The organism is Mucilaginibacter gossypiicola, assembly GCF_900110105.1.
GTDB classification, from domain to species: Bacteria; Bacteroidota; Bacteroidia; order Sphingobacteriales; family Sphingobacteriaceae; genus Mucilaginibacter; species Mucilaginibacter gossypiicola.
In genome coordinates this window covers 444,343-459,750 of the sequence record NZ_FOCL01000002.1, presented here as the reverse complement: position 1 = coordinate 459,750, position 15,408 = coordinate 444,343, and the positions used below count along the sequence as shown (strand labels likewise).

The 15,408-nt window shown below is 39.4% G+C and carries 15 protein-coding genes, 1 tRNA gene and 1 riboswitch; of the genes, 5 read left to right on the top strand and 11 right to left on the bottom strand.

Annotation, left to right across the window (positions count from 1 at the left end):
* Positions 1–2: 2 nt before the first annotated feature.
* The 3 genes from BMX50_RS35045 to BMX50_RS07265 form a co-directional block, all read right to left on the bottom strand.
* Positions 3–131, bottom strand: coding sequence for a hypothetical protein (locus BMX50_RS35045; RefSeq protein ID WP_256464355.1), 129 nt, complete (start codon positions 129–131; stop codon positions 3–5).
* Positions 132–174: 43 nt separating this feature from the next.
* Positions 175–381 (bottom strand): hypothetical protein, encoded by a 207-nt coding sequence (locus tag BMX50_RS34235; protein WP_143065118.1) that lies wholly within the window; start codon positions 379–381, stop codon positions 175–177.
* 170 nt (positions 382–551) lie between these two features.
* Positions 552–1,763, bottom strand: a complete 1,212-nt coding sequence (locus tag BMX50_RS07265) for an MFS transporter (protein ID WP_208864660.1) — start codon at positions 1,761–1,763, stop codon at positions 552–554.
* 697 nt (positions 1,764–2,460) lie between these two features.
* Between BMX50_RS07265 and BMX50_RS07260 the strand changes: the two genes are divergently transcribed.
* On the top strand, positions 2,461–2,709 hold the full coding sequence (locus BMX50_RS07260; protein ID WP_091209651.1) for a hypothetical protein: 249 nt from the start codon (positions 2,461–2,463) through the stop codon (positions 2,707–2,709).
* Between the two features lie 62 nt (positions 2,710–2,771).
* On the opposite strand, the gene BMX50_RS07255 is transcribed toward BMX50_RS07260, so the two are convergent.
* From BMX50_RS07255 to BMX50_RS07235, 5 genes are all read right to left on the bottom strand, one after another.
* Positions 2,772–3,884, bottom strand: coding sequence for a DUF5074 domain-containing protein (locus tag BMX50_RS07255; RefSeq protein ID WP_091209649.1), 1,113 nt, complete (start codon positions 3,882–3,884; stop codon positions 2,772–2,774).
* A 42-nt stretch (positions 3,885–3,926) separates the two neighbouring features.
* Complete coding sequence (locus BMX50_RS07250; RefSeq protein ID WP_091209646.1) at positions 3,927–4,814, bottom strand: cell surface protein; 888 nt, start codon at positions 4,812–4,814, stop codon at positions 3,927–3,929.
* 29 nt (positions 4,815–4,843) lie between these two features.
* Positions 4,844–5,986 (bottom strand): YncE family protein, encoded by a 1,143-nt coding sequence (locus tag BMX50_RS07245; RefSeq protein ID WP_091209644.1) that lies wholly within the window; start codon positions 5,984–5,986, stop codon positions 4,844–4,846.
* A 2-nt stretch (positions 5,987–5,988) separates the two neighbouring features.
* The gene (locus BMX50_RS07240; protein ID WP_091209642.1) at positions 5,989–8,073 is read right to left on the bottom strand and encodes a TonB-dependent receptor; all 2,085 of its coding nucleotides are present in this window, start codon (positions 8,071–8,073) and stop codon (positions 5,989–5,991) included.
* Between the two features lie 104 nt (positions 8,074–8,177).
* Positions 8,178–8,378, bottom strand: a riboswitch (cobalamin riboswitch).
* 242 nt (positions 8,379–8,620) lie between these two features.
* A complete protein-coding gene (locus BMX50_RS07235; RefSeq protein ID WP_091209640.1) occupies positions 8,621–9,823 on the bottom strand; it encodes a PQQ-dependent sugar dehydrogenase in 1,203 nt (400 codons plus the stop codon).
* A 210-nt stretch (positions 9,824–10,033) separates the two neighbouring features.
* Between BMX50_RS07235 and BMX50_RS07230 the strand changes: the two genes are divergently transcribed.
* From BMX50_RS07230 to BMX50_RS07220, 3 genes are all read left to right on the top strand, one after another.
* Positions 10,034–10,107: transfer RNA gene (locus BMX50_RS07230), tRNA-Ala, on the top strand.
* A 1,165-nt stretch (positions 10,108–11,272) separates the two neighbouring features.
* Positions 11,273–11,944 carry a cytochrome c biogenesis protein CcsA gene (gene ccsA, locus BMX50_RS07225; RefSeq protein WP_394332299.1) on the top strand — a complete coding sequence of 224 codons (672 nt, stop codon included), beginning with the start codon at positions 11,273–11,275 and terminating at the stop codon, positions 11,942–11,944.
* Positions 11,931–12,128 carry a hypothetical protein gene (locus BMX50_RS07220; protein ID WP_091209638.1) on the top strand — a complete coding sequence of 66 codons (198 nt, stop codon included), beginning with the start codon at positions 11,931–11,933 and terminating at the stop codon, positions 12,126–12,128. Before ccsA ends, BMX50_RS07220 begins: the two co-directional genes overlap by 14 nt.
* Before the next feature lie 476 nt (positions 12,129–12,604).
* Here BMX50_RS07220 and BMX50_RS07215 read toward each other — a convergent pair whose 3' ends face one another.
* From BMX50_RS07215 to BMX50_RS34475, 3 genes are all read right to left on the bottom strand, one after another.
* Positions 12,605–12,910, bottom strand: a complete 306-nt coding sequence (locus BMX50_RS07215) for a hypothetical protein (protein WP_143065117.1) — start codon at positions 12,908–12,910, stop codon at positions 12,605–12,607.
* Positions 12,911–12,999: 89 nt separating this feature from the next.
* Positions 13,000–13,662: an ATP-binding cassette domain-containing protein gene (locus BMX50_RS07210; protein WP_091209634.1), complete on the bottom strand. Its 663-nt coding sequence runs from the start codon at positions 13,660–13,662 to the stop codon at positions 13,000–13,002.
* Positions 13,659–13,817 carry a hypothetical protein gene (locus tag BMX50_RS34475; protein WP_167667837.1) on the bottom strand — a complete coding sequence of 53 codons (159 nt, stop codon included), beginning with the start codon at positions 13,815–13,817 and terminating at the stop codon, positions 13,659–13,661. The genes BMX50_RS07210 and BMX50_RS34475 overlap by 4 nt, the downstream gene beginning before the upstream one ends.
* A gap of 1,036 nt (positions 13,818–14,853) precedes the next feature.
* On the opposite strand from BMX50_RS34475, the gene BMX50_RS35190 reads away from it, so the two are divergent.
* Positions 14,854–15,375: a GtrA family protein gene (locus tag BMX50_RS35190; RefSeq protein WP_091209632.1), complete on the top strand. Its 522-nt coding sequence runs from the start codon at positions 14,854–14,856 to the stop codon at positions 15,373–15,375.
* Positions 15,376–15,408 lie beyond the last annotated feature (33 nt).

Below are 15,408 nucleotides of genomic sequence, written 5' to 3'. Positions count from 1 at the left end.
AATTAAGCTGCCGGTGTTAAATATGGTGTTTTAGCTTTGATAGCTTTCAAATCGCTCATAATGATGTTTTTAAGCGCATTATCAAAACTTGCTATTAGTTTAGTGGTTGATGTTTGTTTTTGCGTTTTCATGTTGTAGGCTTTTGAGTGTTTTTAATATTTTAATGTTTTCGTTTTAGTCTTTCTTTTTGTCGTCTTCGTTCTCGCTGAGGTTATCGTGGCGGCGTTTAGCTTCCTTATATTGCCTCAACACTTGTTCTTCGTCGCGCGGGTCTGAAGTTTTGGTCGGTTCTACCGGGTTCTCCCATTCTTTTTCTTCTTCAGTTTTAACCGCTTTATCTTTTGCTTCCATAACAGCTGCGTTTGATTGGTACTTCTCCAAATCAATGCCAAACTTTTATCAAACGGGTTAAAAAGTCATAAAAACCTCAAATTTATTTTACAATATAATGTAAATCATTGAAATTCAATGTTGTTTTTTGAGGCGAAATTTTAACTTTTTTTAATTGATATGCTTTAAATCGCTTACTGAAACCAAAAGGCAGGTATGCATTACCGAACATCAGATACAGCAACGGACGATTTTCTGTAGTTTAACAAATGCACAATGATTACTATTACTGATAAGGTAGCTCCGATAGCGCATACCCCATTCCATCCGTAATTTTTCCAAACCAGGCTGGCGAAGAAAGTGCCTAATGCCCCGCCTATAAAATAAGACACCATGTATACTGTATTGATCCGGTTACGGGCTTCAGGGATCAACGCGAAAATGATAGACTGATTGGAGATATGCGTAGCCTGAACGCCCATGTCCAGTAGGATAACCCCGATGATAAGCCCAATTATACTATGGCTCGAGAAATAGAATACAATAAAGGAGATCAGGATAAGTGAAAGTGTATAAATAGATAGCTTATACGCGTCCATTTTATCGCTCAGCCGGCCCATGAAGCCCACGGCCACTGCGCCAAAAGCGCCAACCAGGCCAAACATGCCCGCAGCCGCGCTGCCTTCATTAAATTGTGGTTCCTTTAACAGAAATACTAATGTTGTCCAAAAAGCACTAAAGCCGGCAAAGCACAAAGCTCCTCTGAAGGCAGCCAGCCTTAATTGTGGCTGTGTTTTTACTAAATGGATTAACGATTTCATTAGTTTGCTATAATTACCTTTATAATCAGGTTCTATTTCGGGCAGAAATAAAAATATCATGAGCCAAATAAGCAGCATCAGGCCGGCTGCTATATAATACATACATCGCCAGCCAAATTGTTCGCCTATAAAACCACTTAATGTACGAGACAGCAAGATACCTATTAATAAGCCGCTCATTACAAAACCAATCTTTTTGCCCCGCTCATGTGGTTTAGCCAGGTGCGCCGCCATAGGGATCAGCAACTGTGGTATTACTGATGATACACCTACCAAAAAGCCGGCTATTGTAAGTATAGTTACAGATGGAGCCATGGCACTGGCTATTAACGATGCTATAATGAGTACAAAATCAATCAAAATAAGGCGCTTACGTTTTAGCATATCAGCCAACGGCACTATAAATAATAACCCGGTGGCATAGCCTATTTGCGTAAAAAGTGATATTTGCTGCGCTATTTTATCGCTTACGCCAAAGGTGTGCGCCATATCTGCCAGTAATGGCTGGTTGTAATATATGTTTGCCACTACCAGGCCCGTAGCTATGGTCATGATCCATAGTGTTAGAGGAGTAAGGTGCGGATGTTGTTTTGCGGTATGAGTTGAGGACATATTTTAAGGAGTAGTGTATTTTCGCTGCAAAAATGTTAAAGCGTATTTAAAAAAAAGCCTTTGTAAAGTAATTTTTATAACCCTGTAGCGTTTAGGACATAAATTGATTTAGCAAAGAGTTGTTCTTTAAATGTTGAAAAGAAAGGGTTTGGCGGATGAAATTAGGTCGATTTTTTTGTTTTTGATTTAAAATAGGCCTATAAATACTATCTAATCTGATTTTTCCCTTGTTTTTTGGTTTTAATTCGTCTTTGAATCTTAATTTTAATTTAAAAAACACTTAAAATTAAATTTTTGTAAACTTTTAATCTAAAAATGGCAGATTTTTTATTCGAAAAACAGAGATAAGTAAAAATGATAAACAATTTTCAAAAATTTATTAGATTAATAACGATTTATTCTTATTTTTGACAATAAGATATCGGAAGTACAAGTAATTGGTAAAACTTACAAAAAAATTACAAAATAAATTTTCCGAATATCAAAACTTAGTGTTACTTTTACACCGTGTTAAAGATAGCACAACACATAAAATAGTCTTCTCATAATTTAGGTTTATAATTGGTTAGTAAAGGCCCCTGCCCAACAGGGGCTTTACTTTTTAATAAGCTTTTTTAAATCCACGCATTTTCTCCATTTAAATATCAAGATTGTATATTTATAAAATCTGAACCATCATTTAAACAAGCTGCTTCCTATGTCACTACAAGAGAAATATTGTATCATCAAAACAATTAAACATGCATTTTCAAGCAAGGTTGATATTACAGTTGACTTTGGTATGGAAATTAACTTCAGTAAAGAATTTGAAACGGTTGAGAAATTTACATCTGTGGTAGATGCTTTAAATTACATGTCGGCGCAGGGATGGGAGCTTGTTAACTCCATTTCTTCGGGTACTATACTGGAATTACACCACATCATGAAAAAAAGATCAACTGAATAAACTGCAAAACGAAAAAAGCTTAGATCATAGTTCTAAGCTTTTTTCGTTTAATAGCTTCCTGGTTAATGGAATACCGGTATTGCCGGAAAGTAATAACCTGAATAACTTAAATCGCCTACCTGTGTGCCGTTCAGGTCATAGAAATACAGATCATTAACGCCGTAGTTAGTGCCGAAACCAGACTTTACCGTTGTAACTGCCAGTTGGTTAGTTTGCGGCACATAACCTATGCCCGAACCATATAATTCTTTACCTGTAGGGATAGTAATGAACGGACTCGCCAATGAAGCAGCATTTCCATCAATATACCTGTAAATGGTGGTGGCACCACTAAATGTACCGTTGTTGGCTATGTAAACAGTATTGTTTTGGGTTGACGCTGTGATTGATCCCGGATGCCATGCAAACCAGGTGCTGTTTGCAGTGAATGGCAAAGTAACAGTTGTTACAGCCAAAGTAGCCGGACTGATCTTAATAAGTGAAGTGCCGCCTGCTGCCCATACCGAGCCATCGGGCGTTTTAGTGAAAGCTACAACCATGCCCGAAATGGTTTTGGCAACCGAATAGTCGGCCACGTTGAGTATTATTACGCCTTTGCTTTGTGACAGTACAAAAATATAATTACCTGATTTTATCATGTCGCCAACGCTGCCCGTAACACTTGTTAATTTGGTGCCGGTTGTATAGGTTGTTAAATCAAAAGGGTAAATACCGCTTGCCGAACTTAACAAACCTTTTGTAGCATCAATACCAACAAAAGCCTGCCAGTTATTACCACCAACGGCCGCAATGCGTCCAAGTTCTTTAAGCGAGTACGGATCCGTAACCACAACAGGCCCTCCAACTTTTGACACCAGGAACAGTTTGTTATTATATATGGTTCCATACTCTAAAGTTGAAGTAGCCGGGTCAAGCGTTTTGCCCGGGTTTTCTTTAGTAAAGATGCTATCCTGCTTGGTATTGGTAGCAAAGCTGTAAAAGCTTACACTGCCGGTTCCGTGACCGTACCAGCCTTCGTTAATTAAAAAGAAGCCGTTATCATACTTACCTAATGATTCGGTTTTAAGGGTTTTGTTATTGCTTGAACTTACCGCGTCTTTTTTACATGACGAAGCGACTAAAACCAGTAACGAAAATGCAACCGCACCAAGCTTCGTTGTAATTGTTTTTTTCATGATGATGATTTTTTATAATAGTTGTTTGATTTGCGTTGCAGGTTATTTAAGCAGGCTCAGATCGGCAGCTCCGGTAAACTCTGTAGACTGCTCGCCCAACCAACCCATATTGGCCAGTATTCCCGTTTGAACCTTAATAAAGTCGATCCCTTTCAGGTTTACCTTATTGCCTTTGTCGTCAATAGCGCTGCTGATATCAATTTTATCGCCGCCGCCGCTGTTGTCGGCATAGCCATAATCAAAGGATGCGCTGGTGATGTAGGTAGGATCGTCCATATTGATATTGCTTGATGGCAGCAGGCTTCCTGTTAAAGTATAGGTATTGTTTTTTAGGCCGATGGGGTAATATGGCTGGGAATGAAACATGTTGGTTTGCACAACACCGGTATTGCCTTTGTTATCTTTCCAGGGCACACTGCAGGTATCGCAGGCCGGGCGGGTGTAGGTTACCGAATAATTGCGGGTGTAGCCATCTTTATAAAAAGCGCTGCCTTTTATCTCATACCAGGTATCATCCGGCTGGCCGTTGCCATTCTTATCCTGCATAACCCAAATAACACCGGGTTCGGCAAACTGGGCGAAAGCATTGCCATAAACAATAAAGTCGGTTTTATCATCAGCATTAAGCACAGTATGATCAAAGCCAACCACGATGTATCCGCCCCAGCCACCGAGGCTTACAAGCCCCTGGTCTGTTTTTAATGTTGCTTTTGCAGCAGTAGTGTCGCCCAGACCGGTATTGGTAAACTGCCCCGGGGCCGGGTTAAAATCAAAAAGTGTAGTAACGTAAGCATTACTCGATGCCGTTATCGGGCGAATAGGAGCTTCCTGCGGAGCGGTATCTGTAACCTTATCTTTTTTACAGGATGCCCAGGTAAAAGCGCACAGGGCAATTAACAGTAATAATGGTTTAAGTTGTTTGATTTTCATAAAGATCTGTGTGTATTTGAAAGATTGAATTAATAAACAAAGGCCATATGCGCGGGGATATCTCCACCTTCTTTCTGCCATTTCATTTTGCCGGTTTTATCAAAGCAATAAATCTTGCCCGCGGCAACGTAATTGCCGGCATCGGTAACAAAAACATCTTTGGTGAAAGGGTTAACGGCTATGCCATAGGGTACTACTATACTTTTATCGGTACCATCGGTAATAAACCGGCTGTTAAGCACGGTTTCGTCCTTAACATTTAGCATGGCATAGGTGATAACGTTTTTTTGCTGCGGATAACTCCATTCGGTACTATAGATATAAGCAGTATCATCATCTATCCAAAGATTGCTGGCGGCTATATCAAAGGTTTTCTTAACTGCATCGGTTTGAGTATCGATTACAAATAACTTTGATGGGATAGTATAATAATCGCCACGGGAGGTAACATACAGGTCGCCGTATTTATCGGCTTTTAACCTGTCAAGATTAATGGCTACATCAATCCGTTTGATTTCGGTAAACGAAGCCAGGTCTATTACAGACACTGTACGTTCGTAATCAGGCGGGCTGTAACCACCGGAGTTGGCAATATATAATTTTTCGCCTACGATGGCCATTTCTTCCGGTTGCCGGCCAACGGTTACCTTTCGGTTTATCTGCAAGCTCGCGGTATCAATTTCGGCTACAATACCATTTGGCGCTTTGGGGTCACCAACCTTGCCAAGGTAAGCACTTACGTAGGCTTTACCTTTGTGAAAGGTAACATAGCGGCAGTTCGTGATATCTATCTGAGCTATTTTTTTTACTGTTTTTACATCGAGCACCTCTACTTTATTTGAGATATTGACCACTACGTACATTTTTGAGCCGTAAATGCCAATATCATTTCCAACATCGCCAAGCCCTTTAGTTACCGAAGGGTTTGCCTGATTGTAGATATTGCGCTGGTAAATACCGGTACGGAAGTTGACAAAATCAAGAGAAGCCTTGTTCATGTTCATATTGCCCTCGTTAAGGAGGTATATGCCCTTTACCTGGCTTGAAGGATCGGGGTCGGCAAAACGCTCCACCTGTTCGGGTATTACCTGCGGAGCCTTGCGGCATGATGCCGCAAGCAATACCATAAACAGGGCAACGGGTAGATATAGGGCTATTTTTGATATTTTCATGGCTAAATGGTGTAGCTTAATTTGAACCTGTAAAAGCGGCGCGGCATCGGGAAGTTGGAGATAACTTCCCTGTCCTGGTTCAGCAGGTTATTGACCTCGATAGTAAATTTGGTATTGCGCTTATATATTTTGGTAAGATAGCTTGCCGAAAGATCATGCGTATACCAGGGCTCTACTTCATTATTGCTGTGATTAAGGTCATTGCTTAATTCATTGTAGCGGAGGCCGGTATATATATAGCTGTAATTGAATTGAAACTTACGATAGTCTGCCCCAAGAGTAACAGAGCCGCTATTGTAAGGTATATAAGGGATGTTATAATGAAAGGTGACACCGCCATCTTTATAAAAAGCCTGCTGATAAGTATAGTTGAGGCCGGCAGTGAGGATAAGTTCGCCGGATATGTTCCATCCGGATTGAATATTAATTTCCGCACCTTTTACGTGTACATCGCCTACATTATACATTATCCACCGGTAAAGGTTGGCACCGGGAATTGCCACAATTTTATCCTTTACCTGATTGTAATACACATCGGCCTGCACTGAAAAAGATGCAAGAGATCGGTTTTTAAATTGATGATTATAGGTGAAGCCTGCATCATATTGTTTGGTGTATTCGGGGCGGAGTGATGTAGTACCGATAACGGTATAATAAAGATCATTGAAGGTAGGAAGCCTGAAGATGTTTTTATAAAATGCCCGAAACATCAGGTCATTATTGTTCAATACCCGCCACGCTGCTGTTACTGTTGGTGTGTAGGCCGTTTTACGCCCGGCTCCTGTAAATACTTTAACTTTATCATCAATGTAAGTTGCCAGTAAAGAAGCCTGTATATTAAACTGCCTTAATTTAAGTTGAGAAGCCAGTGAAACCAGTTTGGTATAGCGGGTAGGATACGGAAAGTGATATAAATTAGCATCAAGGTTGTTCATCTGAAAATCGGCAGAAAGTGCAGTTTCCCAAACCGGCAAAATCCGATAACGATTAGCTATGGAGGTATAAAGCTCGTGCTGATAAAAGCGATTATCCTGGAACCCCGTGGTAGTTACAAATTCCGGGTCAAGATATCGCTCGTAATTGCTGCTGTATTTAGCAATCGCCTTAAAACTATACCGGTTACGTATGTTACTTTCGTAATTAGCCTGAATAAATTGGTCGCGGTCCCACTGCCGTTGTGAGTAATTGAATTTGTTAGATACAATAGCGCCGGGCAAACCGCGTTCGGACACGTAGCTGTATCCCTTAATATCCCATGCGGCACTATCGGCAGTATTGCCTTTAAGCCCGGCTTCTATCCGGTATGCATCTATATCACCATTATTGCGTACGGCTGTAGTATCATACACGCTATTGGTATATCTGAATTTATAGCGTCCGTCAGATCGCACCCATTCGGCACTGATGGCGCTGGTAATTTTATTGCTCAGTTTCTGCTGCCACAATAGAGAAGGGTTAGCCAGGCCCATGGATCCGGTTTTATAGCTAAAACGTATATGCGTATGCTCGCCTGCTGCAAACTTTGGCTTTGCAGATTGCAGATATATACTATTTGCTGCCGAAAATGACCTGGCTGCCTGGAAGATATCACTCTTCTGCCCATTGTACAGATCTACCTCGTCAATATTATCAAGCGAAAACCGGCCGAGGTCGACCTGGCCGTTTTGGGCATTCCCTAATTGCACGCCATCGTAAAATACAGCCACATGATTGGTGCCTAAACTTCGTACGTTAATTGTTTTTAAACCGCCAACCCCACCATAATCTTTAAGTTGCACCCCGGTGAAAAAGCGCAGGGCGTCGGCCACAGAAAAACTGTTAAGGCGCTGTAATTGTTCGCCTTTAAGTACTTGTACCGGTGTGGGCGATGTATTACGAATGTCGGTTTTGGCAGCCCGGATATCTACCTGCTTAAGATGGTTGATCCTGGCCGAATCTGTTTGAATCGAGTCTTTTTTATGAGCCAGGGATTGAGCTGAAACCTGCAGGCAGTTGCAGGCCGTTGTTATCCCGATGGAAACAAGCCATAGTAAACCTTTAATACAGCCATTACGTGTTGCGAACGTTTGGCGCACAGTTAATTTCATGAGTGTTGTGGGTTAAAAAACCTCACAGCAAACAGAATGACGAATTACAAAAAATGAAATACACGACAGGTATCCTCATTCCAGCCTCAATCCCCGAAAGCTATGAATTAATATGTGCTATGGCAGGTCTTCTGACTTACTCCCCCCGGCCCTGTCTTCCCATCCCGATCTGATCGGGACAGTGACAATAAGAATGGGCTTCGGTGTTATGGAGCTTACAGCTGCGGGACAGTCCCGGATTTACACCGGGTTCCCTTTTAATCACGGGCGTTAATTATCCGTGAACCAAAAGCAGGGCAAAGGTATATATTAAAAGTTTAATTAAGCAAGTGGAGGTTTGTAAAACAACCAATGAGAGGTTGATGAGGCATGCAGACGATGAGAAAAAATAAAAAATGTCATTTCGATTGAGCCGGGTAAAGCGCTCGCTGTGTGGTGCGAAAGAGAATCCCATACTCCCTACAAACCGGTAAACGGGGCGTGCAAGATTTTTCCTCACGCTCCCGCACGACCTCGTCCATTCGTCGGAAATGACAAATTTATTTAATTACTTCCCTATTCTGTACAAGTTGCCATTGTCAGTAACACCATATAAAGCACCGTCTTTTCCGGTAACAAGTGAGCGCCAGCGTTCGTTTTTATCTTTAAGTAAACGCTCTTCGGCTATTACTTTGTTGTTTTTGATCACCAGGCGGGCAATGTGTGAGCCTCCGAGTGCGCCAACAAATAAATTGTTTTTCCATTCGGGGATTAGGTTGCCTGTGTAAAAAGTGATGCCGCAGGGCGAAATACTCGGGTCCCAATAATAAACCGGTTGGGTAACGCCGTCTTTTTGTTGGATGCCGTCACCAACTTTCTGGCCGCTATATTCTATGCCATAGGTAACCACCGGCCAGCCATAATTTTTACCCGCGCGGATGATATTGATCTCATCGCCACCCCGCGGACCAAATTCTGCCTCCCATAATTCGCCTGTTAAGGGGTTGGTGGTCATACCTTCGGGGTTTCTTAATCCATAAGCGTAAATTTCGGGCAGTACACCGCTTTTGCCGGCAAATGGTCCGCCGGGAACAGGTTTGCCATCGCGGGTAATATGGATAACCTTGCCTACTGCAGCCGCAAGGTCCTGTGCTTTCATGCGGATGTCTTCGGCGCCATGCTCGCCTGTGCTTACAAATAAGTTGCCTTGTTTGTCAAACACCACGCGCGACCCGAACTGCAAATGTCCGTTATAAGCCGGTTTGGCATGATAAATTACCTGTACATTTTCAAGTTTGCTATCATCGGCAGATAGTTTTCCCTTTGCTACTGCCAGTTGGAAACCGCCATCAGCCTGCTCAGAATAAGTCCAGAACAAGGTGCGATTTTTAGTAAACGACGAATCGAAATTAACATCCAGCAAACCGCCCTGGCCACCAATGGCAATTGCTGGCAGTCCAGTAATATCTTTATCTAAACTGCCATCGGCTTTTAATATCTTCATGGCGCCGCCCTTTTCAGTGATCAGAAAGCGACCATCGGGCAAACAACGCAAAGCCCAGGGTGATTTTAACTGATGATTGATCACAGTAACACTTAGTTTGGTTTTAGTCTGAATGCCGCCGATTCGGGTTTGACCTGTAAAAGCAGGTTTGTAATCGCTGTTGGGCTTCTGCGTTTCAACAGGTGGCAGCGATTGCGCTTTAACCTGCGTAACGAAGACGCCTGCGCACAGGGCGACCATTAAGATAGATTTATTGGTTATTGGCATGATGATTAACTGTTAACTATACAATTGTTGCGTCAAATATAAACAACAAAATATGATGTGCAGTGGTTTTTATGTCTGCCTTTTGTTACATGCCTGCGAGTGGTTAGGTATTTGAATACAAATGATTAGCGGCATTAATTACAGTTCATTAAAAAAATAAAAATTATATTTTAGATATATACAACTTATACTATATTTGCCACCCATCCCGGGGGATTAGCTCAGCTGGCTAGAGCGCTTGCATGGCATGCAAGAGGTCATCGGTTCGACTCCGATATTCTCCACCCGCTGATTAACAGGCTTTTAGATTAACTTCTAAAAGCCTATTTTTTTTGCAGGTACAACATAGGTACAACACTTTCTCTCCTAATTATTAAGTTTAACTGCTTCGAGAAACGCGCGAAATGATTTTATTTAAGATTTTTTAGTCAAAAATAAGGTAACGTTGTGTGTATGCCGAGAACTGATTTTATCCTATGTGCGCTTTTTCTCGACTCTTAATATCAGATTATTAAATCATCTTTAATGCAGTTTGAAAGATGAGTAATTTACCCCAACTGATAAAAGGCAATTCGTAGAAATCATGAGGTGCTGGAGGTCGTGGGTTCCAATCCTGTCATCACGACTTGAAAATCAAGAACTTATGAATTGAAAATCTAAGTCCTTTTTTGCCGAGTCTAACACGGGTCTAACACTTTCTCTACGTTTAAAGATGTTTGTTTAAGTCAAAACAATCATTTCAATTATTTAGGTAAGATAAAACCTTGAATATGTTCTTAAGTTGATATTTGAACGCAATAAGAAAACTTAAGATGAGGCCACCTTAGTAGATGAAACCCGTGGCGTTGTCAGTGCAAGTATTGGAAACAGAGCGAAAGAAATTTAATAGCTTATTTTATTAATGAAACTGATCTTGACAAGATATAAGATAGAGCGAATATTATAGATTCATTCTTTCTTTATACGCAAGGCAAACCAATAGCAGAGGCATTAGAATTAATCGCAAATGAAAGCTTAAACGAAGAAGAAGCAAACAATATATGACAGCTTCTTTAAAGCGTGAATTTGCGAGTAATAAAGGTACAGAACTTAATTTATTTTACCTAAAATGAGTCCGCTAACACGCCATAGTTAAAAAAGAAAAGAAAAGAAACGAATTTCAAAAGAATGCTGTATTTGTAGAGAAGTTTAAGGGGAAGCTATTCTACCTAAATAAATGATCGATGTGTTTAAGCGGCCACCATCTAATCTATAGGTAGAACAGACGGCACTAAAGTATTTCTGTGCCATTCTATTCTACAGTATTTATCGAATTAGCTTCGTTGTAAATTTTATCTATTTATAAGCCAAATAGTTAACGTTTACCATCGTTCTTATATATATTATAAATTATTTTATCTTTCTCGGTTTCGTTAAGATTCTACCATATTTGCACAACGATTAAAATTTATGCGAATCATTTACCAAACCTGGTGGAAAGTCATTTCTATAATATTAATTTTATACAGCTTTATCGCTGGATATTTGGAACCTGTTCCAGCGTTGCCAATTTTACATGAGACTATAAGAAATGTATACTTTCATGTCCCAATGTGGATAGGGATGTTTACAGTTTTCGGCATTTCTGTTTTTTATAGCGTTAGATACCTTCGATCAAGTAAAGAGAGTTTTGATTTGATTGCTGTAGAGTGTGTTAACACTGGAATGGGCTTTTATATTTTGGGACTAATATCAGGAATGACGTGGGCATACATTACATGGGGAGAGGCTTGGAGTAATGATCCAAAGGAAAACAGCGTTGCTATCGCATTTTTATTATACTGTGCTTACTTGGTTCTCCGAAATTCAATAGAGGAAGAGCAGAAAAAAGCAAAAATATCTGCAATCTATAACGTATTTGCATTTCCGATCATGATTGTATTACTCATTATTTTACCGCGAATGACGGATTCACTGCACCCAGGAAATGGTGGAAACCCAGCATTCGGCAAGTATTTAGATAAACGTATGGCCATGGTGCTCTATCCAGCTTTCATTGGATGGGCTATGATGGCGATATGGATTGCCTCATTAAGATTTAGAATTAGATTAATAGAAAACCGCAACAATGAGAACGTTTAAAGTATTGAATATTCTTTTAATGGCCGAAAACCGTAAATCAGAAACATTTAGAGAGTTTATGGATAGCGATGGGAAAATTAATATAGTAATATTAGTAACGATAATTCTTCTTTTGGGGTTTGGAATATTCGTTTGGTCAATAAATAAAAAATTGAAAAAAGCTATTTCTAAGAAAGGCGCTTGATTATTATAATTGTTCCTATTGTTAGAGGAAAGCTTATCATAGTCGTTAAAGGAAGCTTTTAAGACTAAGAATATACAAGTTCACGATTGCTATTTGAATTTAACAGTAATACGTCAATAAGATTAATCGAAAATATTATTTGTTCTTAAATAGCTCATTCTTTTCTTTTCCTGCTTGCAATAAACGCTCACATAGCTTTTTATTCTCTTCAACAAGTTCCATCAATTAATCTATTGGATTGAAAGTAGGATAGAAAATACTGATGTCGACTGGTCATTATTATTCACCTTTCTGGCCATTATATTGATTACAGCTTCATTATTGAAGTTCTTAATTGTCTAAGCAGGTGTGGAAATTATGTTGGACTTGACCACTATGTTCCGTGGAAGCAGGCGTGCCAAAATCTTTAGGATATTCTCTAAAAACATCATCTTCCATTGGTTCGCTTTGCTCTATCCTTTATATATTACTTACTCCTATTTCAGTAGCAAGTGTTTCCTGTTTAATGCCGCGTATTTCACGATTCCGTCAATTTTTCTTCCAACATGAGCGAGCTGGCCGGTCATCAACAGCTGCACTTCAGGGCGAGGCGCACGTACGAAGGTCGATTGATTATGGATGAATTCAGCGTCGGTTTCACAGATATCGGCTTTCGGCACCGCAGTCAGAACGAAAGGGAGCTGGGTTAAAACTCCCCCCGTCGATTTCTGCGATATCTCCGGGCTGGCCGGCAAAAATCCGGGGAACAAGGAGATCTTCTTGACGAGCAGTGGCAAAGGCAACAGGGTGCTTTCCTAGTTCTCGGCCATTGTGAACAGAATGGGAATTAGATTGATTTACTGGCGTAAACTATCCACTTTTTGTTAAGGATCTAATTCAAATCAGGGATATAACCTAAATTAAATAATTCTAATTCGCTATGTATAGGGTAAGTTTTTCCGTGTGAAAGTGCATACAGGCAATTACTGATTGATAAAACATGCTTGTACATGTGATCTGAAATGATAATACCTTTCGTCTCTTTTTCCCGCAATAGAAACGTCTTAACATTTTCTATTTGTAAAGGATTTAAATGTGTAAACGGTTCATCCAACATTGCGAAAAGGGATTGTGATTTCATGATCACGTAAATTTCAAGTATTCTCCGCTGCCCTCCGGAAAGTGAATGAACCTTACTTTCAGCACGCATCCCCGACTCGGGAAATTCTTCCTCAAAAGTTCGATAATCAAGATCAAAATCTTCGAGTACCCGGGCTACTTTTAAAGCTTTGGGGATGAAATTAAATTGAGGCAGAAATAATATTAATTGCGGGTATTTGAATGCATCCGAATACTTTTTCCCATTAAAGGCAACATAGCCGTTGGCAGGTTTAAGGTTACCCATGATAACCCTCATTAAGCTACTCTTTCCGCTACCGTTTCTTCCAAGCAGGCCAATTATCTGGTTGGTTTGAAGCTTGATGAATATATCAGACAGTATCTTGTTTCCATTAAAACTCAGTTCTACACTGTCGACCTGTAGGATATGATTCATAAGTTATTGTAGGTTACGTATAGTAGTACAAGGTATAAAGAGAAATCGATAGCCGATGTACTCCAGATCAGTTTAAACTTAGTAATACCAAGGCTTTGATAATAGTATAATTCATGTTTTTTCCAAATGAACACCGTATAGAGAATAACGGCCATTGTAAGAATTTTGTACCAAATCAAAGTTGTTATTATCAAGTGCGCTCTGGAGCCGTAATATTCGATCAATCCTAAAGCACTCAGCGTGATACAAAAATTGGCAATGAAAAAAGACGAATAAAACCGAATGATCAAGAGAATAGGTCGCATGATCTCTCAAACGACATTCGAAATAAAATATTGGCATCTTTAGCCGATTTTACTTTTTTAGATTGAAAGAATTTACATTGCCGCATCGATATCCATCGTTAGGTCAATGGAACAATAAATAACCCTGTTTCGAAAACTTAGCTAAATAGTGGCGTCATACAGTTAACATCCCCATAATTGATTCGAATCAAAGTTCGTAAGTTATGCTTTACATAACACATAAAATACCGTTGATAATCGCGTTACGGGTTAATATTATTAATAATGATTAACTTAATACTATCAACGAATACAACCAACTTACTAATGCGCCTCTTTAAAGGATAGTTTAAGTTGGTATCCCAACAGATTTGTAATAATTGCGAAAAGACTGATCTATCTTGATGATTGCTGGAAGCAAAATTTAAGCCTTTAGCCTACCGTCGTTAGTAATAGATACATAACGTCGCCATTCCTTTAAACTTCTCCATAGTCTTTTAACCAACCAGAACTGAAGAATTAATTACTACTTGTACGTAATTCGTAACCTTGCTAATTACTCTCAGAGTGTTATGCTCCTTAAAATGACAGTTGTGTTTATGTTTTCGCAATTGAACAGCTCAATAAAGAAACCAAGATCTATTTTATAATTTTTTCAATGTAAATAGTAAGGAAATTGTCTTTGGACTCAATAAGACAGGACCACCTTCCACTAACTTTGATGAATTTTTTTCATATATAAAACCCTTAAACTCGCAATTTGACATTGGTATGTCTTACTCTTGGAGGCCATAATTGATTTGCTTAATATCGGGAGTTATGTCACTTAATTATTTTTATTTATTATTGTCTACGATTACAATCCCGTAATGAAGTATCAAAGTTTACATTTTTATTCATAAGGAAGATGAGCCTGAATAAAGTCAATCATTTATTAAGGCATTCTATCTTTAATTTTCTTGATTTTTTTTACAGCCCATTTAAAAAATGGATGCCATTGCACACATTTCGTTACGCTGCTTGTGGTGGTGGAAATACGGCGTTTGATATATTACTTTTTACAGTTTGCTATAATTTTGTCTTCAAAAAGCAAAACTTCCATATTGGACATTTTACGTTAAGCCCTTATATTGCCTCATTATTTCTCTCGTTTAGTATTTCCTTTTGTTCGGGTTTCTACTTAAATAGATATATAGTTTTCAGGGATTCAGGACTGAGAAAAAGCGCCCAACTTTATAGATTTATAGCGGTGAACGTAGTATGTATCGTTTTAAACACAATATTTCTTAAAGTTTTTGTAGGCTATTTCGGTCTATATCCTACAGTAGCAAAGATCATTGCCACTATAATTATTGCTATCACAAGCTATTTATTGCAAACTCACATTGTCTTTAAATTAAGGGGAAACGTGATGCGTCAAGAAAGGTGATTTTCTAAATGAGCCAATTAATGAAGAAAAAAT

Coding starts and splice junctions, on each gene's coding strand:
- BMX50_RS07220 (WP_091209638.1), top strand. CDS start 11,931: ATGAGAACGTTTAAAGTATTGAATATTCTTTTAATGGCCGAAAACCGT.
- BMX50_RS35190 (WP_091209632.1), top strand. CDS start 14,854: ATGAGCCTGAATAAAGTCAATCATTTATTAAGGCATTCTATCTTTAAT.
- BMX50_RS07250 (WP_091209646.1), bottom strand. CDS start 4,814: ATGAAAATCAAACAACTTAAACCATTATTACTGTTAATTGCCCTGTGC.
- BMX50_RS07260 (WP_091209651.1), top strand. CDS start 2,461: ATGTCACTACAAGAGAAATATTGTATCATCAAAACAATTAAACATGCA.
- BMX50_RS35045 (WP_256464355.1), bottom strand. CDS start 131: ATGAAAACGCAAAAACAAACATCAACCACTAAACTAATAGCAAGTTTT.
- BMX50_RS07255 (WP_091209649.1), bottom strand. CDS start 3,884: ATGAAAAAAACAATTACAACGAAGCTTGGTGCGGTTGCATTTTCGTTA.
- BMX50_RS07245 (WP_091209644.1), bottom strand. CDS start 5,986: ATGAAAATATCAAAAATAGCCCTATATCTACCCGTTGCCCTGTTTATG.
- ccsA (WP_394332299.1), top strand. CDS start 11,273: ATGCGAATCATTTACCAAACCTGGTGGAAAGTCATTTCTATAATATTA.
- BMX50_RS07235 (WP_091209640.1), bottom strand. CDS start 9,823: ATGCCAATAACCAATAAATCTATCTTAATGGTCGCCCTGTGCGCAGGC.
- BMX50_RS07210 (WP_091209634.1), bottom strand. CDS start 13,662: ATGAATCATATCCTACAGGTCGACAGTGTAGAACTGAGTTTTAATGGA.
- BMX50_RS07240 (WP_091209642.1), bottom strand. CDS start 8,073: ATGAAATTAACTGTGCGCCAAACGTTCGCAACACGTAATGGCTGTATT.
- BMX50_RS34475 (WP_167667837.1), bottom strand. CDS start 13,817: ATGGCCGTTATTCTCTATACGGTGTTCATTTGGAAAAAACATGAATTA.
- BMX50_RS07265 (WP_208864660.1), bottom strand. CDS start 1,763: ATGTCCTCAACTCATACCGCAAAACAACATCCGCACCTTACTCCTCTA.